The sequence below is a fragment of the Nigerium massiliense genome, assembly GCF_000826085.1.
Classification (GTDB): domain Bacteria; phylum Actinomycetota; class Actinomycetes; order Propionibacteriales; family Propionibacteriaceae; genus Propioniciclava; species Propioniciclava massiliense.
On sequence record NZ_CCYM01000002.1, the window covers coordinates 466,220 to 487,208 of the forward strand.

General features: G+C 70.0%; 18 protein-coding genes. 12 read left to right on the forward strand and 6 right to left on the reverse strand.

From position 1 onward, the window contains the following. Positions 1–92 precede the first annotated feature (92 nt). From BN1187_RS03630 to BN1187_RS03640, 3 genes are all read right to left on the reverse strand, one after another. A complete protein-coding gene (locus tag BN1187_RS03630) occupies positions 93–1,529 on the reverse strand; it encodes a recombinase family protein (RefSeq protein WP_040158811.1) in 1,437 nt (478 codons plus the stop codon). Positions 1,530–1,572: 43 nt separating this feature from the next. Beyond that, entirely contained in the window at positions 1,573–1,824 is a 252-nt protein-coding gene (locus BN1187_RS03635; protein ID WP_040158813.1) for an LLM class flavin-dependent oxidoreductase, read from the reverse strand. Between the two features lie 69 nt (positions 1,825–1,893). Continuing rightward, the gene (locus BN1187_RS03640; RefSeq protein WP_040159890.1) at positions 1,894–3,114 is read right to left on the reverse strand and encodes a PQQ-dependent sugar dehydrogenase; all 1,221 of its coding nucleotides are present in this window, start codon (positions 3,112–3,114) and stop codon (positions 1,894–1,896) included. A 243-nt stretch (positions 3,115–3,357) separates the two neighbouring features. On the opposite strand from BN1187_RS03640, the gene BN1187_RS03645 reads away from it, so the two are divergent. From BN1187_RS03645 to BN1187_RS03670, 6 genes are all read left to right on the forward strand, one after another. After that, positions 3,358–4,911 carry a xylulokinase gene (locus BN1187_RS03645; RefSeq protein ID WP_040158815.1) on the forward strand — a complete coding sequence of 518 codons (1,554 nt, stop codon included), beginning with the start codon at positions 3,358–3,360 and terminating at the stop codon, positions 4,909–4,911. Between the two features lie 24 nt (positions 4,912–4,935). After that, positions 4,936–5,982, forward strand: a complete 1,047-nt coding sequence (locus tag BN1187_RS03650; RefSeq protein WP_040158817.1) for an NAD(P)H-dependent glycerol-3-phosphate dehydrogenase — start codon at positions 4,936–4,938, stop codon at positions 5,980–5,982. 16 nt (positions 5,983–5,998) lie between these two features. Next, a complete protein-coding gene (locus tag BN1187_RS03655; protein WP_040158818.1) occupies positions 5,999–7,036 on the forward strand; it encodes a zinc-dependent alcohol dehydrogenase in 1,038 nt (345 codons plus the stop codon). 23 nt (positions 7,037–7,059) lie between these two features. Continuing rightward, positions 7,060–7,701: a class II aldolase/adducin family protein gene (locus tag BN1187_RS03660; RefSeq protein WP_040158820.1), complete on the forward strand. Its 642-nt coding sequence runs from the start codon at positions 7,060–7,062 to the stop codon at positions 7,699–7,701. A 27-nt stretch (positions 7,702–7,728) separates the two neighbouring features. Continuing rightward, entirely contained in the window at positions 7,729–8,532 is an 804-nt protein-coding gene (locus BN1187_RS03665) for a DeoR/GlpR family DNA-binding transcription regulator (protein WP_052462247.1), read from the forward strand. A 163-nt stretch (positions 8,533–8,695) separates the two neighbouring features. Continuing rightward, positions 8,696–9,970, forward strand: a complete 1,275-nt coding sequence (locus BN1187_RS03670) for a cytochrome P450 (RefSeq protein ID WP_052462248.1) — start codon at positions 8,696–8,698, stop codon at positions 9,968–9,970. Positions 9,971–10,024: 54 nt separating this feature from the next. Here BN1187_RS03670 and BN1187_RS03675 read toward each other — a convergent pair whose 3' ends face one another. Both BN1187_RS03675 and BN1187_RS03680 read right to left on the reverse strand, forming a co-directional pair. Then, positions 10,025–11,503: a glutamate-cysteine ligase family protein gene (locus tag BN1187_RS03675; protein WP_040158822.1), complete on the reverse strand. Its 1,479-nt coding sequence runs from the start codon at positions 11,501–11,503 to the stop codon at positions 10,025–10,027. A 108-nt stretch (positions 11,504–11,611) separates the two neighbouring features. Beyond that, complete coding sequence (locus BN1187_RS03680; RefSeq protein ID WP_040158824.1) at positions 11,612–13,027, reverse strand: NAD(P)/FAD-dependent oxidoreductase; 1,416 nt, start codon at positions 13,025–13,027, stop codon at positions 11,612–11,614. 174 nt (positions 13,028–13,201) lie between these two features. Here BN1187_RS03680 and rbsK point away from each other — a divergent pair, with 174 nt between their 5' ends. Then, positions 13,202–14,101 carry a ribokinase gene (gene rbsK / locus BN1187_RS03685; RefSeq protein WP_040158826.1) on the forward strand — a complete coding sequence of 300 codons (900 nt, stop codon included), beginning with the start codon at positions 13,202–13,204 and terminating at the stop codon, positions 14,099–14,101. Here rbsK and BN1187_RS03690 read toward each other — a convergent pair. Then, the gene (locus BN1187_RS03690; protein WP_040158828.1) at positions 14,098–14,901 is read right to left on the reverse strand and encodes an IclR family transcriptional regulator; all 804 of its coding nucleotides are present in this window, start codon (positions 14,899–14,901) and stop codon (positions 14,098–14,100) included. The genes rbsK and BN1187_RS03690 overlap by 4 nt on opposite strands. A 130-nt stretch (positions 14,902–15,031) precedes the next feature. Between BN1187_RS03690 and BN1187_RS03695 the strand changes: the two genes are divergently transcribed. The 5 genes from BN1187_RS03695 to BN1187_RS03715 all read left to right on the forward strand — a co-directional run bounded on the left by BN1187_RS03695 (position 15,032) and on the right by BN1187_RS03715 (position 20,942). Continuing rightward, on the forward strand, positions 15,032–16,306 hold the full coding sequence (locus BN1187_RS03695; RefSeq protein ID WP_218184558.1) for an MFS transporter: 1,275 nt from the start codon (positions 15,032–15,034) through the stop codon (positions 16,304–16,306). A gap of 212 nt (positions 16,307–16,518) precedes the next feature. Beyond that, positions 16,519–17,154 carry a bifunctional 4-hydroxy-2-oxoglutarate aldolase/2-dehydro-3-deoxy-phosphogluconate aldolase gene (gene eda, locus BN1187_RS03700; RefSeq protein WP_040158830.1) on the forward strand — a complete coding sequence of 212 codons (636 nt, stop codon included), beginning with the start codon at positions 16,519–16,521 and terminating at the stop codon, positions 17,152–17,154. Between the two features lie 11 nt (positions 17,155–17,165). Beyond that, positions 17,166–18,278 carry a sugar kinase gene (locus tag BN1187_RS03705; RefSeq protein WP_040158832.1) on the forward strand — a complete coding sequence of 371 codons (1,113 nt, stop codon included), beginning with the start codon at positions 17,166–17,168 and terminating at the stop codon, positions 18,276–18,278. Positions 18,279–18,444: 166 nt separating this feature from the next. Beyond that, positions 18,445–20,727 (forward strand): carbon starvation CstA family protein, encoded by a 2,283-nt coding sequence (locus tag BN1187_RS03710; RefSeq protein ID WP_040158834.1) that lies wholly within the window; start codon positions 18,445–18,447, stop codon positions 20,725–20,727. Then, positions 20,724–20,942, forward strand: coding sequence for a YbdD/YjiX family protein (locus tag BN1187_RS03715; protein ID WP_040158836.1), 219 nt, complete (start codon positions 20,724–20,726; stop codon positions 20,940–20,942). The genes BN1187_RS03710 and BN1187_RS03715 overlap by 4 nt, the downstream gene beginning before the upstream one ends. Positions 20,943–20,989 lie beyond the last annotated feature (47 nt).

Consider the following 20,989-nt stretch of genomic DNA (forward strand, 5'->3'; position numbering starts at 1 on the left):
GCTTCTAAGTCGCGGCCCCGGTGGGATCTTCTTGTCTGCAACTATTCTCCCACGACTCGACTCACCGGTCCACTGACGAGTCGACTCGCGTGTCAGTCGCGACGAGGCTCTATTCGAATGAGGTCGGGGTCGAACTTCACGTGACCCGGCGCGATGGGCTCGATTGTCACCGTCACCAGCTCGTCCACGAGCATCCGGCGACGGTCCACGTCCAACTCCTTCCACTTCGACTCGACCACCTCGCGGCGCTCCGCGGTGCCGACCAGCTCGTCCACGTCCGCGAGCAGCTTCGCCGCCACCGACACCGATCGGTCGAGCAGCTCCGCGTCGATCTCGTCGATGCGAGCCTTCACGTCGTTGATCGCCGCGGTGATCTCCAGCACGGGCTGGTGGATGTCGCGCAGCAGCGGGCTCAGCTCCTTGACGCGCTCGACCAGGGCGTTCCGCTCGCTCAGCAGCTCTTCGCGGTCCGGCCCAGCATCTTCCTGCGGCATCACGAGGTCGTGCACGTCCACCGAGGACAGTCGGGTGAGCACCGCCTCGGTGACCATCGCATCGACGGGCTCGCGCTGGCGGGTGAGGTGGAACTGCTCACCGCAGCGGTACGTCGGCTGCTTGCGGCTGTTCGTCCCCGAGACGAGCGTCGCGCCGCACTTCCCGCACAGCCCGATCGTGGACAGGAGGTACTTCGGTTGGTTGCCCTGCCTCGCCGACCTCCGCACGTTGTCCTCCAGCTTCGCCACCGCAGCCCGCCATGTCTGTTCGCTGACGATGGGCGGGAACCCCGCGCCCTGCACCGGGTACAGCTCGCCCGAGGCGTAGTGCTTGATGTAGCCAGCGTAGAGCGGGTTCGCCAGCAGGTACCGCACGGCATCGACGGAGAACTCCGCCCCGCGCGCGGTCAGATGACCGGCGTTGTTCAGGTCCTCGCGGATGCGCCGGATCGACAGCGACGGCTCGCCGAGGAACGCGTCGAAGGCCCACCGAATCGCGTCGGCCTCCTCCTCGATCAGCTCGCCCTCCCTTGTCCAGCCGAACGCCTTCCAGGTGGACGCCGGTATGCCCTCGGCGCGGCGGCGCTCGTTCGACCTGATCTGACGCTCGGCCTTGCGACGCGCCTCGAACCGCGCGAGAGCGGCGAGCATCGTCGCCCGGAACTCTCCGTCCGCCGTCGAGAGGTCGATCTCGCCGTCCACGGTGACGACCCGCAGACCGAGGTCGATCAGCGTGTTCAAGTCCTTCGTGCTGCGCAGCAACCGGTCCATGTCCACCGCGACGACCATCGAGAACCGACCCGCCCGGGCGTCATCCAGCATCTCGGCCCACCGGGTGCCAGCGCGGCGCTTCTTCGTCGCCGAGACCGCGTTGTCGTCGTAGATCTCGACGACCTCCCAGTCCTTCGCCTCGGCCAGCGCCCTGATCTTCCGCAACTGGGTCTCGACCGTCCACCGGTCGCCCTTGCGATCCATCGAAGCGCGGACGTACGCGGCGACCTCGTTCGTCTTCCTCAGCGATACCAGTTCAACCATGCAACCAAGCTTACGTGAACGGGTGTTGTAACCCTGACATGTGCTACCGCATGTCGATGACGCCCGTGCCGACCTCGATGCGCTGGGTGCGCGCGGCGATGGCGCTGAGCAGCGGCATCGGTGAGGCGGCCTGCCGGGCGAAGTGATGGACGCGGAAGAACGCGCCGTTGACGCCGATCTCGTCGGCGGCGACGCTCAAGTCGATGGCGTCGTGCAACGCCTGACCCGCGGACGGGTCGCCGGGGCGTCCCCCGTGGCCGTAGTGGCCGAAGCTCAGGAATCCGAAAGCTCTCATGGCCACGCAACGTAGTTGATCGGACAACTATTCCGTCGGACGCGCGCCGCTCCGTCCCCGGGAGGCGGCCTAGGCCGGTGGCGTCAGCTGCAGCAGGCGTCCGCTCGGGGCGTCCTCGAGGATCCAGATCGAGCCGTCGGGGGCCTGCTTCACCGCGCGGATGCGCTGGCCCATGTCCCACTGGTCGCCCTTCGTGGCGTTCTCGCCGTCCAGGTCGACGCGAATCAGCGCCTGCCCCGACAGCGCCCCGACGAAGGCGTCCCCGCGCCACTGGGGGAAGAGGTCGCCGGAGTAGATCATGAGGGACCCCGGCGAGATGCTCGGGTTCCAGAAGACCTTGGGCGCCTCGTAGCCGTCCCCGGGCTTGTGGTCGGGGATGTCGGCGCCGCCGTACTGGCTGCCGTCGGACGCGTTGGGCCAGCCGTAGTTGGCGCCGGGCTTGATGAGGTTGATCTCGTCGCCGCCCTGGGGGCCCATCTCGGACGCCCAGAGCCGCCCATCGGCGTCGAACGCCAGGCCGAGGACGTTACGGTGTCCGTAGCTGTAGATCTGCGCGCTTACCCCACCCCGACCCGCGAACGGGTTGCCCGGGGCGGGCGTCCCGTCGAGGTTGAGCCGCAGGATCTTGCCGAGGTTGTTCGACAGGTCTTGGGCGGGCTGGAACTTCTGCCGCTCTCCCGAGCTGACGAAGAGGTAGCGGCCGTCGGGGCTGAACGCGATGCGGTGCGAGAAGTGTCCCGAGCCGCTCACCTTCGGCTCCTGCCGCCAGATCACCCTCAGCCCGTCCAGCCGGGGGGTGTCGCCGGACGTGTTCAGCGTGGCGCGTCCCACGACCGCGCCCGCATCACCGCCCCCGGCCTCGACCCAGCTGAGGTAGACGGTGTTGTCGTCGGCGAACGTCGGTCCCGGCACGATGTCGCCGAGCCCGCCCTGGCCGGCATGGACGACCTGTGGCGTCCCCTGCACCTGGACCGAGCGCCCGGTCGCGTTGTCACGCAGCAGCAACGCACCCGAGCGCTGGGTGATGAGCATGCGATCCGAACCGGGCAGGAACGCCATCGCCCACGGCTCGGTGAACCTGCCCAGTTCCTTCACCACGAAAGGACGTCCGTCCGGCGCGGTGCGCGGCGACGCGTTCGACGCGCTGGGGGTCTGGCCCGGAATGTCGGCGCTGCTGGCCGCGCCGGGGACCTGGCGGCTCTGGTCGGCGGTCGGGGTCGGGGCGGTCGCCGTGCAGCCGGTCAGGGCGAGGGCGGCGGCGATGGCCCCTCCGAGGAGTCTCCATCGCATAAGCCGACGGTACCGGCAGGGCCGATCGGCGGCCCAGCCGACAAGGCGGCGCTCCTGGGCATCCGTGCCGAACGGCTGACCATCCGCCCGAATCACCATCTTTCGTGATTCTTCCATCACTCATCCTGGTTGTTTTGTGCTTGAATGAACCAGACGGAGGCCCCACGCGCACCGCGCGACAGAGGGCTGCCGGACGCGCAGACGCGTCCCCGACCCGATCAACGTCGATTTGAGGTGCTCACAATGTCCGCGACCGAACCACTCGTCATCGCCATCGATTCGTCCACGACGTCCAGCAAGGCGATCATCGTCGATCCGCAGGGAAAGGTGCTCGCCCTGGGCAAGCGCGAGATCATCCTGCGCACGCCGAAGCAGGGCTACGGGGAACACGACCCATTCGCATGGTGGGTCTCCACCAACGAATCCATCATGGAAGCCATCAGCCAGCTCAGTCAGGCCGATAGGGCCAGAATCGTAGCGATGGGCATGACCCACCAGCGCGAGACGTTCGCGCCGTTCGACGCCGCGGGGACGCCGCTGCGAAACGGCATCTTGTGGCTCGACATCCGAGCCGCCGACCAGATCTTGCGCTACGGCAGCCAGGAGATCTGGGAGTTGTCCGGCAAACCGGCCGACGTCACGCCCGCCCTCTACAAGATGGCCTGGGTCAAGGAGAACGAGCCGGGCGTCCTCGAGAAGGCCGCCAAGGTCGTCGACGTCCACGCCTACCTGGTCTTCAAGCTGCTCGGCGAGTGGAAGGACTCGGTCGCCTGCGCCGACTCCCTCGGCCTGTTCAACATCGCCGAACAGACCTGGGACGACTCGCTACTGGAGATCGCCGGTGTCCGCCGCGATCAGATGCCCGAGCTGACCAAGCCCGGCGAGGTGCTCGGCACCGTCCAGCGCTCCGTGCTCGACCAATGGGGACTCACCCAGGAGGTCACCCTCGTCGCCGGCCTGGGCGATGGGCAGGCCGCCGGCATCGGCGCGGCCGCGGTCGACCCGGAGATCGCCTACCTCAACATGGGCACCGCCGTGAACGCGGGCGTCTTGTCCCACGAGTACTCGTTCGGCCCGGTGTACCGCACCCTGGCCGGCGGCATCCCCGACACCTACGTGCTCGAGGTGCTGCAGTCGTCTGGCGCGTTCCTGTCCACGTGGTTCCGCCGGACGTTCGGCAACCCCGAGCTCGAGGGCCGACCCGACCCGGAGCTCGAGCGCAAGGCCGCCGAGCGGACGCCCGGCTGCGGCGGCCTGGTGACGATGCCGTACTGGAACGCCGTGCAGAGCCCGCACTGGGACCCCATCGCCCGTGGCGCGATCGTCGGCTGGCGCGGGACGCACGGCCCGGCATCCATGTACCGCTCGATCCTCGAGGCGATCTGCCTCGAGATGGCCCGCTCCCTGGGCGGCCTTGAGCAGGCGACGGGCACGAAGCTGACCACCGTCCGCGCGATGGGCGGCGGCGTGCGATCCCGGCTGTGGCGCCAGATCATGGCCGATGCCACCGGCCTGCCGATCACCGCGTGCCTCGAGGACGAGATCTCGGCGCTCGGCGCGGCCGTGCTCGCGATGGCGCACACCGGCGTCCACGGCGACACGTCGATCGCGACGGCGGCGAAGGCGATGGCGCACTTCGGGCTCGTCACCGACCCGAACCCGCGCGTCCACGCGATCTACACCGAACTCGGCGAGATCCAGGCCAAGCTGTACGACCAGCTGAAGGAGACGACGGACGCCCTGCAACACTTCGCGGACCGTCACCCGGACGCCGAGGTCGCCGACATCGAAGACTGACCCTCCCCCAAGAGAAGGAAGACCATGAACCAGATCACGATCCTCGGCGCGGGGGCCATGGGCTCCGCCCTGGCCAGCGCCATGGTCCGCGCGGGATGGCGCACCCACCTGTGGGGGACATGGCTCGACGACCACCTGATCGACGCCATCGAGGCGGGGCGTCCGCACCCGCGTATCGACGTGGTGATCGAGCGGGACGTCCAGACGTTCCGCTCAGCCCAGCTCACCGAGGCGATGGAGGACTCCGACGTGGTCGTGATGGCGGTGGCGTCGGTCGGCGTCCCCAAGGTCATCGAGCTCGCCCTCGACGGCGTCGCGAAGGCGGACGCCCTGTGGCTCACGTCGAAGGGCTTCCTGGAGGCGCCGGACGGCACGATCGAGCAGCTGCCCGCCGGCATCCGGCGCATCGCGGCCGAGCGCGGCGTCACCGTCCCGCCCATCGTCGCCATCGGTGGCCCGGTGAAGGCCAACGAGTGCGCGGCGGGCGAGCCGACGTCCACGATCTTCGCGTGCACCGACCTCGACGTGGCCACCCGGTACGCCCGCGAGGCCCGCTCGGCGCGCTACTGCATCGAGCCGAGCGACGACGAGGTCGGCGTGGAGATCTGCGCGCCGATGAAGAACGTCTACGCGATCATGCTCGGCATCGCCGACGGCCTGCACGAGCTGCGCGATCGGCCGCACCACAACCTGAAGGCGGCCACCTTCGCCCAGGCCGTCAAGGAGATGTCGCTGCTGGGGCAGGCGCTGGGTGCCCGGCCCGAGACCGCCTTCGGGCTCGCCGGCGTCGGCGACCTCGAGGTCACCGGCCTCGCCGGACGCAACAAGTTCTACGGCGTCCGCATCGGCAAGGGTGAGGGTTCTCGCGCGGCGCTGCAGACGATGGCCGATCTCGAGCAGACCGTCGAGGGCGAGCCCGCCGTCGGGCTCGCCGTGAAGCTGGTCGACCAGCGCGGGGACGGCCTCGCCGACCGGCTACCCCTGCTGGCCGCCGCCCGCCGCATCGTGCAGGACGACCCTGACGACTACGAGGACATCCTCATCCAGGCCGTCCTGCCGGCGAAGCCCTGACACCGAGGAGACGAGCATGCGCGCCTATATGTTCCACGGACCGGGCGACCTGCGCCTGGCAGACGTCCCCGAGGGCCGGCCCGGGCCCGGGGAGGTCGCCGTCGAGATCAAGGCCGCGGCGACCTGCGGCACCGACCTGAAGTCGTACCGCCGCGGGCACCCGACCCTGTTCCCCACACTGCCGGCCCGGTTCGGCCACGAGTTCGCCGGCGTCGTCACCGAGGTCGGCGACGGCGTCGAGGGCTTCGCGCCGGGCCAGCGGGTCGTCGCCGCCAACACCGCCCCGTGCGGGCACTGCTGGGCGTGCACGCTCGGGCGCGAGTCGCTGTGCGAGAACCTGCAGTACCTCAACGGCGCCTTCGCCGAGCAGATCGTCATCCCGAAGGCGATCGTCGAGCGGAACACCTACGTCATCCCCGACACGCTGCCGTTCGAGGCGGCCGCGCCGCTGGAGCCGCTCTCGACGGTGGTGCACGGCATGAACGAATCCGGCATCGCGCTCGGCGACACCGTCGTGGTCAACGGCGCCGGGCCGATCGGGCAGATGTTCCTGCGCCTGGCGCGACTGCGCGGGGCGACCGTCGTCGTCGCGGACCGCTCGGCCGGTCGGCTGCAGCAGGCCAGCGACGCCGGGGCGGCGGCGACCGTCGACCTGACCGGGCTCGAGACGCCGCAGGAGTGCGCCGCGGCGATCAAGCCGTACACCCCGGGCGAGCGCGGAGCGGACGTCGCGATCGAGGCGGTGGGCCTGCCGGCCGTGTGGGAGCAGACGGTGTTGTGCCTGCGTCCGGGTGGGACGGCCGTCCTGTTCGGAGGGACGCCGAAGGACGCCCCGTTCTCGGTGAACTCGTCGGCGATGCACTACCAGGAGTACACGCTCAAGGGGGTCTACCATCACCAGCCCCGCTTCGTGCAGGTCGCCGTCGAGCTGCTGTCGTCGGGCAAGTTCGACGGCATGAGCCTGTGCACGGAGGTGCGCCCGCTGGAGGCCCTGGTCGACTCCCTGGAGGACATGGCCGCCGGCAACGGATCGAAGTACATCCTGCGGCCCTGACCCGCGGGACGAGAGGAGAAGCCATGCTGTTGGAGCAGGAGCGGGCCGAGGTCGTCCGGATCTGCCAGGAGATGCAGCGCCAAGGCCTGGTGGTCGGCACGGCGGGCAACGTCTCCGTGCGCGTGGACGACCGGGTCGTCATCTCGCCGTCGGGCATGGAGTACGCCGACCTCGAGCCCGGGGACGTCGGCGTCCACGACTTGACCGGCGAGCCCGTCGACGCCCGGTTCAAGCCGTCCAGCGAACTGCCGCTGCACCTGGCCGTCTACGCCGCCACGGACGCCGGCGCGATCGTCCACAACCACGCGCCGGCGTCCACGGCCCTGGGCCTGCTCGTCGACGAGATCCCCGCCACGCACTACTACTCGGCCATGTTCGGCGGGCTGATCCGCGTCGCGCCGTACGCCACGTTCGGCACCGCCGAGCTGGCCGACAACGTCGCCCGCGCCCTGGACGGACGCCTCGGGGCGCTGATGGCCAACCACGGCGCGATCACCGTCGGCCCGACGCTTTCGAAGGCGTTCTCGCTGCTGCCCTACCTCGAGTACGTCTGTGAGGTGCAGCTGCGCGCGATGGCCGCGTCCCCGGCGACGATGCGGGTGCTCTCCCCCGAGCAGATGAGGGAGGCGAGCGCGGGCCTCAGCGGTTATGGTCAGTCGAAGTAGCGACGGACGAGAGGCGAAGACGAGACGGTGACGAACGAGGACGGCGCCTCGCCCAAGCAACTGCGTCAGAACCGGATGGCGGCCCTGATCTTCCAGCGCGGCACGATCCGCGTCGACGCGCTGCAGGAGATCACGGGCGTCTCGCCGATGACGCTGTACCGCGACCTCGCCGAGCTCGAGTCGCGCCACGTCATCCACCGGTCCCGCGGCGAGGTGTCGGCAGCGGCGTCCTCGCTGTCGGAGACGCCGTTCCACTTCCGGCTGGGCCAGGAGGTCGGCGCGAAGACACAGCTGGCCGACCTCGCGGCCACGCTGGTGCAGCGCGGAGACTCCCTTCTGGTGGACGACTCGACCTCGGCCCACTTCGTGCTGGAGAAGGCTCTGGGCGTTGGCCAGCTCACGGTCGTGACGAACTGCCAAGGCCCCGCGTCGCTGGTGGCCACCCAACCCAACGCGGAGTTGATCCTGCTGGGCGGCAGGTACTTGCGCCAGCTCCAGGCGTTCTACGGCCCGGCCGCGAACCAGGCGCTGGACGGGATCCGCGTCGACATCGCCGTCACCGGGGCGGCCGCCATCGAAAACGGCATCGTGCTGCACCCCTACGAAGACGTGGCCACGTTCAAACGCCGCGTCCTCGGGCGCACGCGGCGCAGCGTACTGGTCGTGACCCGCAGCAAATTCACGCGCCGGGCGCTGTACGAGGTGTGCACGCTGAGCGATTTCGACGTCGTCGTCACCGATCTCCCCGCGGACGACCCGCAGTTGGACGCGGCCCGCGACGCCGGCGTCCACGTGATCACCCCGCCCGCCGCACCGGAGGCGTCCGGCTAACCGCGACGGTTCGACCGCCGCGCCGTGCACGTCGGGGCCGTGCTCCTGGGGCACGACACGTGCCGCCTGCGCGATCCAGGCCCGGATCCTGAGCAAGTTGCGATCCGGTGTCGGACGCTGCCGAACGCCGGTGCGACATATGCATCGAACTACCGTAAAGTGCATGGCCTTTCCCGCTCTGCTGAACCGGCTCCCCGACCAAACCCTTCACTTCATCGCCCGCGGCTACGACTTCACCCGCGACGTCTGGCACGCCGCAGGACAGCAGGCGCGCGCCACCGGATTCCGCGTCCTCGGCAAGCGTGCCGTCCTCGTCCGGGGTGCCGAGGGCGTCCGCACCTTCTACGACACCGATCGCGTGAAGCGGCACGGTGCCATGCCGGAGTTCATCAAGGGCCCGCTGTTCGGCCAGGGCACCGTGCACGACATGGACGGCGAAGCCCACCGCCACCGCAAGGCCACGTTCGTCCGCATCGCCTACGACGACGCCCAGGTGGAGCGGCTCCAGCCGCTGCTCGAGCAGACATGGGCCGAGGAGAAGGCGGCCTGGCTCGCCGGCGGCAAGCGCACCGCCTACGACGCGGCCGTCGGTGCGTCCGGACGCGCGGTCATGCGCTGGGCCGGCGTCCCCGGCCCGGACAGCGACCTCACCGAGTGGGCTGGCCAGCTCGCCCAGATCGTCGACAGCTTCGGCGCTGTTTCCCCGCAGCACCTGCTCGCGCGGGCCAACCGCGAGCGCAGCGACCGGCACGCCGCGGACCTGATCGCGGCCGTCCGCGCGGGCCACCTCGACCCGGCCCCCGGCACGGCCTTGCGCGAGATCGCCGACCACCGCGAGCTGGACGGCAACCAGCTCGACGATCGCCAGGCCGGCGTCGAGTTCCAGAACGTGATCCGACCCACGATCGCGACCAGCCTGTTCGTCGCCTTGGCCGGGGCCGCCCTCCATACCTACCCCCAGTGGCGCGAGCGGATCGCCGCCGAGACCGCCGAGCGCGGCACCACTGCGGGCGGCCCGCTCGCCATGGCCTTCGCCCAGGAGGTGCGCCGGCGCTACCCGTTCGTCCCGATGCTGCCGGCGACGGCCACCGAGCGGACGCGCGTCGGCGGGGAGACCATCGAGCCGGGCGACATGGTGCTCATCGACATCCAGGGCACGAACCTCGACGACGAGTCGTGGGAGCGCCCGGACGTCTTCGACCCCGAGCGCTTCATGGGGGTGGACGCCGAGAGCATCAAGACCTTCGTCCCGCAGGGCGGCGGCGACGTCCGCACCGGCCACCGCTGCCCCGGCGAGAAGATCGCCGTCGCCGCGATCGCCGTCGGCGTCGCCACGCTGTCCGACCCGGCGCTCCGGATCAGCGGCGAGGGCCTCGACTTCCCCCGCCACCGCATGCCCACCAAGCCGCGCAGCGGCGTGAAGGTGACGGCGGCCTGACTCAAGCTCCGTCGGACGGGTCCTCGCGACCCGTCCGACGGGCGGGCGTCCGGCTCAGTCGGGCAGCTTCCAGGTGTGCACGGGCCGGTTGCTGTGCATGGCCTTGGTGTAGAGCTCGGTCATCTTCGTGAGCGCCTCGTGCCGGCTGAGGCCGCGCGCCTCGAGGCGACGCACGACGTTCACCTGCCACTCGGCACCGGTCACGCCGGTGAGACAACGGCCCTCGATGACCCGCAGGTAACGATCGATGACGTCCTCGTCCACCTCCCAGCGGCGCAGCCCCTCCCGCGCCAGCGGGAGCAGGTGCCGCAGCACGAGTTCGCTGGCGGGCAGCTCACCCAGCCCCGGCCAGTAGAGCATCGCGTCGATGCCGTGCCGCGCGCCCTGATGGAAGTTGTGCTCTGCGGTGGAGAACGCCATCCGCGACCACAGCGGCCGCTCGTCCTCGGCCAGCACCCGCAGCGTCCCGTAGTAGAACGCCGCGTTGGCCAGGGTGTCGACGATGGTCGGACCGGCAGGCAGCACCCGGTTCTCCACCCGCAGGTGCGCGTGCTCGCCGGCGGTGTCGTAGATCGGCCGGTTCCAGCGATAGATGGAACCGTTGTGCAGCATCATCTCCGCCAGCTCAGGGACGCCGCCGGCGTCCAGCACGGCCTGCGGATCCTCGTCGCCGACCTCGGGCAGCAGCGCCGGGAAGAAATGCGCGTTCTCCTCGAACAGGTCGAAGATCGACGTGATCCAGCCCTCGCCGAAGAACACCCGCGGCCGGACGCCCTGGTTCTTCAGCTCGACCGGCCGGGTGTCGGTGGCCTGGGCGAAGATCTCGGTGCGCGTCTCGGCCCACAGCTCCTTGCCGAAGAAGTACGGCGAGTTCGCCGCGAGCGCGAGCTGGGGCCCCGCGAGCAGTTGCGCGGCGTTCCAGTGCTGGGCGAACTCGTTCGGCTTGACCTGCAGGTGCAGCTGCACGGAGGTGCACACCGACTCGGCGGCGATCGAGTCGGTGAACTGCCGGACGAACTCCTTGCCCTGGACGTCGAGGTAGATGTCCTCGCCGCGGGACGTCAGGATCGCGTCGTTGAGCGCGGTGTACCGGGAGTTGTCGCTCATCCACTCCCCGACGAACGTGTCCGCGGACACCGTGGGCAGCATGCCCGTCATGACGATGTGGGTGTCCCGCTCGTTGCAGCGCAACTCGGCGTGGTTGAGCGATCCCCGCAGGTCGCGCTCGAGTTCATGCAGGCTTTCGCCGCGCAGGCTCCGCGGCGGCACGTTGAACTCGATGTTGAACTGCGCCAGTTCCGTCTGGAACTCCGGGTCGGCGATCGCCTGCAGAACCTCGGCGTTGTTCATCTTGGGCTGGAAGCCCGCGTCGACGAGGTTGAGCTCGATCTCCAACCCGCACAGCGGCTCGTCGAACTCGAAGGCGTCCCGCTCGAGCATCTGCTCGAGGACGTCGAGGTCGCGTCTGACCTTGTCGCGAAACTGCTGCCGCTGCTCCCGGGTGTAGTGGGTCGCGGAGGTCTCTCGTCCCATGGCGGCGATCCTCCCACGCCGATCCCCTCAGCGCGATCCGTCCCGCCCCTGATCTGGACGCCCGCGGCGGGCCTCGACACTCGTGAGGCCGCCCCGGGCGTCCGGGCGTCAGGACCGCTCGGCGGGCTGCTCCTCGTGCAGGACGAGCGGGGTCTCACCGCGGAAGATACGCTCGGCGGTGTCGGTGCCCACGTCCTCCAGGGCGAGACGCCCGAGCAGCTGCTGGTCGGTGGACGTGCGCTCGGAGCGGCCGGTGCCGATGAAGCTGATCGCCCAGCTCAGCAGCGTCGAGAGGCGCTGCTTGAACCCGGTGATCGACAGCAGGTGGACGGCCAGCCACGCCACCCAGGCGATGAATCCCGTCAGCTCGATCTTGCCGATCTTGGCAACGCCCGAGAACTTCGCGATCGTCGCCATCGAGCCCTTGTCGAAGTACGAGAACGGCTCGGTGGCCTTCGCGAGCTCGGCGTCCTTGGCGTCGCCGTCCGGCATCGTGCGCGCCGCGATGATGCGCGCGACGTAGCGGCCGCTCTGGATCGCCCCCTGGGCCATGCCCGGGACGCCCTCCTTGGCCATCAGGTCGCCGATCACGAACACCTCGGGATGTCCCGGCAAGGACAGGTCGTCGCCGACGACGACGCGTCCGCCCTTGAGGGCGACGCCGGTCTGGTCGGCGAGCGTCCGGCCGAGACTGTTGCCGCGGACGCCGGCGGCCCACACCTTGCACGACGACTCGATGCGCTGCGTCGACCCGTCGCTGGTGCGTAGGGTCAACCCGTCGTAGTCGAGATCGACGACCCGGCTCTGGAGCTTCACCTCGACGCCGCGCTTCTCGAGATCGCGCTGGGCCCGCCGGCCGAGGCGCTCGCCGAACGGCTTGAGCAACTGGTCGCCGCCGTCGATCAGCAGCACGCGGGTGCACCGCGGGTCGAACGAGCGGAAGTCGGACGCGAGCGTGCGGGACGCCAACTCGCGGATCTGGCCCGCCATCTCGACGCCGGTCGGGCCGCCTCCGACGACACAGAACGTGAGCAGGCGCCGGCGGACGTCGGGATCGGTCGCGACCTCGGCCTGCTCGAAGGCGCCGAAGATGCGCGAGCGGAGCTCGAGCGCGTCGTCGATCGTCTTCATGCCGGGCGCGAAGGTGGCGAACTCGTCGTGGCCGAAGAACGACTGCTCCGTGCCGGCGGCGACGATCACGTAGTCGTAGGAGGACGTCGCCGGGGTCCCGGCGTGCGTCCAGTGCACCTCGCGCGCTTCGACGTCGATGTCCCCGACCTCGCCCAGGACGACGCGGACGTTCTTCTGGTGCCGGAGCACCTCGCGCGTGGACGGGGCGATCTCACCGGACGACAGGATGCCGGTCGCCACCTGGTAGAGCAGCGGCTGGAACAGGTGGTGGCCGGTGCGCGAGATCAGCGTGATGTCGACGTCCGCGTCCTTCAGCGCCTGGGAGGCGAACAGGCCGCCGAAGCCCGACCCGATGATGACGACGTGCGGCCGGCGACGACCGAATCGCTCCATGAAGACTCTCCTCAACCCGTCACCGGGACGGGGATCGACGATGACGGCTCGGTACAAGGAGCCTCAACCAGCGTACGCCATCGGTCCAGGAGTTCGCCTCGCGCCAGGGCTGAGCCGCGCCGACCGAGCAGGGACTCCTGGTGGCCGGACGCGCGCACCTGCGATGATCGCGGCATGGACATCGCCGTCATCGGATCGAACATGGTCGACCTCATCACCTACGTCGAGCGCATGCCCGACGTCGGTGAGACCCTCGCGGCGCCGGACTTCCGGATGGGGCACGGCGGCAAAGGCGCCAACCAGGCCATCGCGGCGTCCCGACTCGGGGCGGACGTGTTGATGCTGACGCGGGTGGGCAACGACTCGTTCGCCGACGACACGGTCGCGAACTTCGAGGCGAACGGCATCGACACCGCCCGGGTGCTGCGCACCGAAGCCACCAGCGGCGTCGCTCCGATCTTCGTGGACCCGCAGGGCAACAACTCGATCCTCATCATCAAGGGCGCGAACGACCAGCTCTCCCCCGCCGACATCGACGCGGTCGCCGACGAGATCGCGGCCTGCCGGCTGATCGTGCTGCAACTGGAGGTTCCGCTCGAAACCGTCTACCACGCGGTCGCGTTCGGCGAGGCCCACGGCGTCCCGGTCCTGCTCAACCCCGCCCCCGCGACGGCCGAGCTCGACTTCGAGCGCGTCGCGTCCGTCGACTGGTTCGTCCCGAACGAGACCGAGCTTGCGCTGCTGTCGGGCCGCGCGGTCGAGTCGATGGCTGACGTCGACGCCGCGGCCGAGACGCTGCTGAAGCGCGGCATGCGCAACGTGCTGGTCACGGTCGGCGCCCGCGGGGCGGTGTGGTACCACGGCGACCAGCGGCACCTCGTGGAGGGGGAGGAGGTGACGACCGTCGACAGCACCGGTGCCGGCGACGCCTTCATCGGTTGCTTCGCGCACGGCCTGGTCACCGGGCTGGCCGTCGAGGACGCCCTCGCCCGGGCCAACGCGTACGCCGCCGACTCCGTCACCCGGCGGGGCACCCAGACGAGCTACGCCACCGCCGAGGAGTTCGGCGGCTAGCGCGATCCGGCGGCCATCAACTCGACGCCCTCGGGGAGAAGCTCGGGCAGCCCCGCGCGCATCAGCGCCGCCAGCTCGACCTGCCGTTCGGGACCCAACCGGTCGGACATCGCGGTGATGGACACCGCGCCGATCACGTCCCCGCCGCGAAGCAACGCCATGCCGAGGCAGGCCACACCCGCCTCGTTCTCCTCGAACTCGGTGGCGTAACCGCGGCCCTGGGCCTCCCGGACGATCTCGCCAAGCCGCGCCGGCTCGACGGCCGGGCCGGCCGCGTTGCCGTTCGGGCGTCCGTAGACGGCCAGCTGCGCGTCGTCGAGGCCGCGGGCCGCCAGCATCGCCCGGCCCAGCGAGGTCGTCGCCAGCGGCGCGCGGCGTCCGACGAACGAGCGCACCTGGATCGCCCGCTGCGGCTCGACCTTGGCCACGTAGAGAACCTGATCGTCCTCCCACACCCCCAGGTGGACGAGCTCGTCGCTCGCCCGCGACAGCCACAGCAGCGCCGGGTGCATCGCGCCCGCGAGGTCCCCGGGGGCGAGGAAGCCGGCGTCGAGCGTCATCGCCGTCCGGCCGAGCCGGTAGAAGCCGGTGTCGGACGACTGGCCCGCGAAGCCCCGGCGCCGCATCGTCGACAGCGAGCGGTAGGCGGTGGACTTGTTCATGCCGGTGGCGGCGGCCAGGTCGGCCAGGCTTGCCCCGCCCGGGCCGGCGTCGGCCAACGCAAGCAGCAGCGTCAAGGCTCGATCGACGGCCTCGACCCGAGGAAGGTGGGCGAGGACCTCATCGTCCGTGGTTTGCATACGGTCATCATTCCCCAGGGCCAGATTGTCCACAAAGGTTCCCAAATATTGTCGTTGCGCGGGATGCCTGCATGGTGGACGGAACCGCCACCGGCTGGCCGTGGGTCGATCCTGGCCGACGGAGGTGACGATGAACCGTCTTCATCCGGCGTGGCCGGTCGCGATCGTGACCGCGGCGGCGCTGCTCTCGGCGTCGGCGTTCCGGTCTACGACAGGTGTGCTCATGCCGCCCATCATGGTCTCAACCTGTCGGTCGATGGCGACGGTCTCGGGTGCGGCGAGCCTCAACCTCGTGCTCTACGGACTCGCCACGCCGTTCACCGCGGCACTCATGCAGACGTTGGGCGTCCGGCGGACGGTGGTGCTCTCGCTCGGGGTCGTCGCGGCGGCGTCCGCGGCGACCGTCGCGATGACGGCGCCGTGGCAGCTGTGGCTGTTGTGGGGAGTCCTCCTCGGGCTCGGGACGGGGGCGATGGCCCTGACCTTCGGCGCGATCGTTGCCAACCGCTGGTTCGTCGCGCACCGCAACGTCGTCACCGGCGTCTTCTCCGCGGCCACGGCGGCCGGTCAGGTGCTGTTCGTCCCGATCGTCGCCGCCATCGCCGACGGGCCGGGCTGGCAGACGGCGGCCCTGGTCACGTCCGCGTGCGCGCTCGCCACCGGGGTGGCCTGCCTGCTGTGGCTCCGCGACCGGCCGAGCGACGTCGGCGCCACACCCCTGGGAGCCGGACCGGACGACCCCGGTGAGGACGAGCCCAGCGGGGAGCCTCCCCTGCGCGCGACGCTCCGCGTCCTGCTGGAGGGGTCGCGGCGGTGGCCGTTCTGGGCGCTGATGCTCACGTTCTTCGTGTGCGGCTGGTCGACGAACGGCCTCATCGTGGTGCACCTGATGCCCGCCGGGCACGACCACTCCATGCCGGCGACGCTCACGGCGTCCCTCATCGGGATCATCGGCGTCTTCGACATCGTCGGCGCGGTCGCCTCCGGCTGGCTGACCCGACAGCATCGACCCACGCCTCCTGCTCGCCGTGTACTACAGCACGCGCGGACTCTCCCTGCTGCTCGTCAACGGGCTGCTGGGCCCGACCCCCGACCTGCCGTTGTGGGCCTGGGTGGTCTTCTACGGGTTGGACTGGACGGCGACCGTCCCGCCCACCGTCGACCTCACCCGGCGGGTGTTCGGCATCGCCGATTCGGGGTCGCGTTCGGCTGGATCTACGCCGCCCACATGGTGGGGGCTGGGGTCGGCGCCAACGTCTCGGGGCTGCTGCGCGATCACCAGGGCACCTACGACGCCGCCTGGCTGCTAGGCGCGGCACTGTGCCTCGTCGCCGGTGGCGTGGCCCTGACGATCCGGCGTCCCCGGACGCCCGCGGCTGCTGAGCTGACCGTCCTCAGCTCCTGATCCAAGGCTCTCTGCCGGGCCCGCCGACACCCCGGACGGCCCTACGCGCTGCGGACGCGCCTTCGCCGTCAATCTCACCCGGCGTGGCGAGAGTCCCCGGATCGCCCGGCGATGGTGGCCATGAAAACGGTTGCACCGCATCGCTCGCCATGCCATAATTTCACTATCAGCAACATGATGTTTTATTGAGTGAAATAGGAATCGAGAACCCGATGCGCGTCTCCGACAAGGATCTGCTCGCCCACCACATCATTCCCGTGGTCGTCCTCGAGGACGCCGCGGACGCCGCCCCGCTCGCGGCGGCGCTCACCGCCGGCGGCCTCCCCGTCGCGGAGGTCACCTTCCGCACCGCGGCCGCCGCGGAATCCATCGCCGCGATGGCGAAGCACCCCGACATGATCGTCGGCGCCGGGACCGTCATCACCGCCGATCAGCTCGACACCGCCGCCGACGCCGGGGCGTCCTTCATCGTGTCGCCCGGCCTCAACGCCGCCGTGGTGAAACGGGCCCGGGAGCGCGACCTCCTCGTGCTGCCCGGTGCCGTCACCCCCTCCGAGATCATGGCCACCCTCGATCTCGGCCTCACCCTGTGCAAGTTCTTCCCCGCCGCCACCTTCGGCGGTCCGGGTGCGCTGAAGTCCCTCGGCGCCCCGTTCCGCCAGGTGCGGTTCGTCCCCACCGGCGGCGTGAGCGCCGAGAACCTCCCCGAGTACCTGACGCTGCCCAACGTCGCCGCCGTCGGCGGCTCGTGGATGGTCAAGCCCTCGCTGATCTCGGCCGGCGACTTCGACTCCGTGACCCGTCTGACCACCGAGGCCGTCGCCGCCGCGGCGGCCGCCCGGAAGTGAAGGAGACTGTGATGACCGACACCGACCTGCTCCCCCTGCGCCCGGCCGACGAGTGCCGCTACGACGTGGTCTCGCTCGGCGAGATCATGCTGCGTCTCGATCCGGGCGACCTGCGCATCCGCACCGCCCGCACCTTCGATGCCTGGGAGGGCGGCGGCGAGTACAACGTCGCCCGGGGCCTCAGCCGCGTGTTCGGATTGCGCGCCGGCGCCCTCACCGCGTTCGCCGACAACGAGGTGGGACGCCTCCTCGAGGGCTTCATGCTCGCCGGCGGCGTCGATACCTCGCTCATCCACTGGGCCGACTTCGACGGCGTCGGCCGCACCGTGCGCAACGGGCTGAACTTCACCGAACGCGGCTACGGCGTCCGTGGCTCCAAGGGCGTCTCCGATCGCGGCAACACGGCGATCTCCCAGCTCACCCCGGATGACCTCGACCTCGACCGGCTCTTCGGCGACCTCGGTGTCCGCTGGCTGCACACCGGCGGCATCTTCGCCGCCTTGTCGGAGCAGAGCGCCGAGACCGCGCAGGCCGTCCTGACCGCCGCGCACGAGCACGGCACGATGGTCTCCTACGACCTGAACTACCGGCCCAGCCTGTGGAAGGCGATCGGCGGCCAAGAGCGTGCTCGGGAGGTCAACCGTTCGCTGGCCGGCCTAGTGGACGTCATGATCGGCAACGAGGAGGACTTCACCGCCGCGCTCGGCTTCGAGATCGAGGGCGTGGACGAGAACCTCACCGAACTCCCCGTGGCCGCCTTCAACGCCATGATCGAGCGCGCGGTCGAGGCCTTCCCGAACTTCCGCGTCATCGCGACCACGCTGCGGGCGGTGCACAGCGCGTCCGATAACGACTGGAGCGCGATCGCCTGGTCGAAGGAGTCGGGCCTCGTCCAAGCCGCAGACCGCAAGAACGTGGAGATCTACGACCGGGTCGGCGGGGGCGACTCCTTCGCGTCCGGCCTCATCTACGGCCTGATGACCGGGCAGGACCTGCAGACCTGCGTCGAGTACGGTGCGGCGCACGGCGCGCTGGCCATGACAACGCCGGGCGACACCTCGATGGTGGACGCCTCCGACGTGCTCAAGCTCGCCGGAGGCGGCAGCGCCCGCGTCGACCGCTGACCAGTCGTTCGCCTACTCCCTCTCGACCGGCACCCCGTCCCTCGGGTGCCGGTCGAGACTTTTGGGTCCATTGGCGCGAACGTTCGTGCCATTCGTGGCCGACCTCGTTTCAATGCGGTTGACTGCTGCCAGAGGCCCTGAAGTCATCGCCGATGGAGGGAGATCGATGTCCACCGCCACGGAACCGTCGCGTTCGCTGACCCGCACCCCCGAGGGAATCCCGCCCGTCGCCGCCGACCCCGAGAACGTCGAGCGGCACCAGCGGCTGACGCCGCCCAAGATCGCCCTGTGGGTGGCCGTCGCCCTGCTCGGCGCGGTGTCGTGGTCGATCATCGCGATCGTCCGCGGCGAGACCATCAACGGGATCTGGTTCGTGTTCGCGGCGGTGTGCTCCTACCTGATCGGATACCGCTTCTACGCCCGCTACATCACCGCGCGGTTGACCCGTCCGGACGACCGCCGCGCCACGCCGGCGGAATACCAGTACGACGGGCACGACTTCGTCCCCACCGATCGGCGCATTCTCTTCGGCCACCACTTCGCCGCCATCGCCGGCGCCGGCCCCCTCGTCGGCCCGGTGCTGGCCGCGCAGATGGGCTACCTACCCGGCACGATCTGGATCATCGTCGGCGTCATCCTGGCGGGTGCCGTCCAGGACTACCTGGTGCTGTTCGTGTCGATGCGCCGGGGCGGCCGCTCCATCGGCCAGATCGCCAAGGACGAACTCGGACGCTTCGGCGGCACGGCGGCCCTCATCGCGACCATCGTCATCTTGCTGATCATCATCGCGATCCTCGCTCTGGTGGTCGTCAACGCCCTCGGCGAGAGCGTGTGGGGCGTGTTCAGCGTCGGCATGACGATCCCGATCGCGCTGTTCATGGGCCTCTACCTGCGGTTCCTGAGGCCCGGGAAGGTCGCCGAGGTCTCCCTGATCGGCGTCGTGCTGCTCCTCGCCGCGATCATCGGCGGCGGCCAGGTCGCGGCCACCGAGTGGGGCCAGGAGTTCCTCCATCTCAGCCGCTTCTCGATCGGTTGGGCGATCATCATCTACGGCTTCGTCGCGGCCGTCCTGCCCGTGTGGCTGTTGCTGGCGCCGCGCGACTACCTGTCGACGTTCATGAAGGTCGGCACCATCGCGATGCTGGCCGTGGCGATCATCGTCGTCCGGCCCGAGATCAACGTCCCGCCGCTGACGCAGTGGGCGTTCCGCAGCGACGGCCCGGTCTTCACCGGCGGGCTGTTCCCGTTCCTGTTCGTCACGATCGCCTGCGGCGCGCTGTCCGGCTTCCACGCCACCATCGCGTCCGGGACGACACCGAAACTCGTCGAGAAGGAGCGCCAGACGCCGCTGCTGGGCTACGGCGGCATGCTCATGGAGTCCTTCGTGGCGATCATGGCGTTCGTCGCCGCGCTGTCGGTCGACCAGGGCATCTACTACGCGATGAACTCCGCGCCCGCCGCGACGCACAACACCGTCGAGGGGGCCGTGGCCTTCGTGAACTCTCTGGGGCTCACCGGCGTGCACCTGCAACCCGAGCAACTCACCGAGACCGCGCGCCTGGTCGGCGAGACGTCCATCGTGTCCCGCACGGGCGGCGCGCCGACCCTGGCGATCGGCCTGTCGACGATCATGCACCAGTGGTTCGGCGGCCCAGCGATGATGGGCTTTTGGTATCACTTCGCGATCATGTTCGAGGCCCTGTTCATCCTGACCTCGGTGGACGCCGGCACCCGCGTCGCCCGGTTCATGCTCGCGGACGCCCTCGGCAACGTCTACCCCAAGTTCCGGCACGCCGACTGGAAGCTCGGCAGCTACATCACGACGGCGCTGATGGTCGCCGGCTGGGGCAGCATCCTGCTGCTGGGCATCACCGACCCGCTCGGCGGCATCAACACGTTCTTCCCGCTGTTCGGGGTCGCCAATCAATTGCTGGCCTCGCTGGCCCTTGCCGTCTGCCTGCTCGTGTTCGCCCGGCGCGGTCACCGCTGGTCGCTGCTGATCGTCGCCGTCCCGATGGTGTTCGCGGCGGTCGTGACGATCTACGGTTCGTTCCTCAAGATCTTCAGCCCCGATCCCAAGGTCGGCTACTGGGCGAACAACCGGCGCTACTCCGCCGCGCTCGACCAGGGGCTCACCGAGCTCGCCGGCGTCAAGGGCGTCCCGCAGATGGAGGCGGTCGTCCGCAACACCGCCGTCCAAACCGGGTTGTCCGTGGTCTTCCTCGTCTGCGCGCTCATCGTCATCGTGATGTGCGTCTGGCAGTCGATCGTCGCCCTGCGCGACGGCGGCGGCAAGAACACCGAGGATCCGGCGCAGCAGTCCCGTACCTTCGCCCCCGCCGGGATGATCCCGACCCCCGAGGAGAAGGAGCTCGAGCAACGGTGGGCGTCCTATTACGAGGAGCACCCGGGCGAGGACCTGGAGCACCGCGCAAAGGCCCACGCATGACCGCGACCGCGCCCTCCCCCGGGCCAGCGGCGGCGCTGGCCCGGGCCTGGCGCACGGCCCGCTGGTTCATCGACGGGGTGCTGGGCGCCAACGCGTACCAGCACTACCTCGTTCACCATCGCCGGCACGGCCACGACGAGCCGCTGAGCGAACGGGAGTTCTGGAAGGCCGAGTACGCCCGCCAGGGCCGCGCGGTCAACGCGCGCTGCTGCTGAGGGTAGCGGCAGCTGCCCCGCGCTTCCGTCCGTCTGACAACAAGGTT

Coding starts and splice junctions, on each gene's coding strand:
- BN1187_RS03630 (WP_040158811.1), bottom strand. CDS start 1,529: ATGGTTGAACTGGTATCGCTGAGGAAGACGAACGAGGTCGCCGCGTAC.
- BN1187_RS03635 (WP_040158813.1), bottom strand. CDS start 1,824: ATGAGAGCTTTCGGATTCCTGAGCTTCGGCCACTACGGCCACGGGGGA.
- BN1187_RS03640 (WP_040159890.1), bottom strand. CDS start 3,114: ATGCGATGGAGACTCCTCGGAGGGGCCATCGCCGCCGCCCTCGCCCTG.
- BN1187_RS03645 (WP_040158815.1), top strand. CDS start 3,358: ATGTCCGCGACCGAACCACTCGTCATCGCCATCGATTCGTCCACGACG.
- BN1187_RS03650 (WP_040158817.1), top strand. CDS start 4,936: ATGAACCAGATCACGATCCTCGGCGCGGGGGCCATGGGCTCCGCCCTG.
- BN1187_RS03655 (WP_040158818.1), top strand. CDS start 5,999: ATGCGCGCCTATATGTTCCACGGACCGGGCGACCTGCGCCTGGCAGAC.
- BN1187_RS03660 (WP_040158820.1), top strand. CDS start 7,060: ATGCTGTTGGAGCAGGAGCGGGCCGAGGTCGTCCGGATCTGCCAGGAG.
- BN1187_RS03670 (WP_052462248.1), top strand. CDS start 8,696: ATGGCCTTTCCCGCTCTGCTGAACCGGCTCCCCGACCAAACCCTTCAC.
- BN1187_RS03675 (WP_040158822.1), bottom strand. CDS start 11,503: ATGGGACGAGAGACCTCCGCGACCCACTACACCCGGGAGCAGCGGCAG.
- BN1187_RS03680 (WP_040158824.1), bottom strand. CDS start 13,027: ATGGAGCGATTCGGTCGTCGCCGGCCGCACGTCGTCATCATCGGGTCG.
- rbsK (WP_040158826.1), top strand. CDS start 13,202: ATGGACATCGCCGTCATCGGATCGAACATGGTCGACCTCATCACCTAC.
- BN1187_RS03690 (WP_040158828.1), bottom strand. CDS start 14,901: ATGCAAACCACGGACGATGAGGTCCTCGCCCACCTTCCTCGGGTCGAG.
- BN1187_RS03695 (WP_218184558.1), top strand. CDS start 15,032: ATGAACCGTCTTCATCCGGCGTGGCCGGTCGCGATCGTGACCGCGGCG.
- eda (WP_040158830.1), top strand. CDS start 16,519: ATGCGCGTCTCCGACAAGGATCTGCTCGCCCACCACATCATTCCCGTG.
- BN1187_RS03705 (WP_040158832.1), top strand. CDS start 17,166: ATGACCGACACCGACCTGCTCCCCCTGCGCCCGGCCGACGAGTGCCGC.
- BN1187_RS03710 (WP_040158834.1), top strand. CDS start 18,445: ATGTCCACCGCCACGGAACCGTCGCGTTCGCTGACCCGCACCCCCGAG.
- BN1187_RS03715 (WP_040158836.1), top strand. CDS start 20,724: ATGACCGCGACCGCGCCCTCCCCCGGGCCAGCGGCGGCGCTGGCCCGG.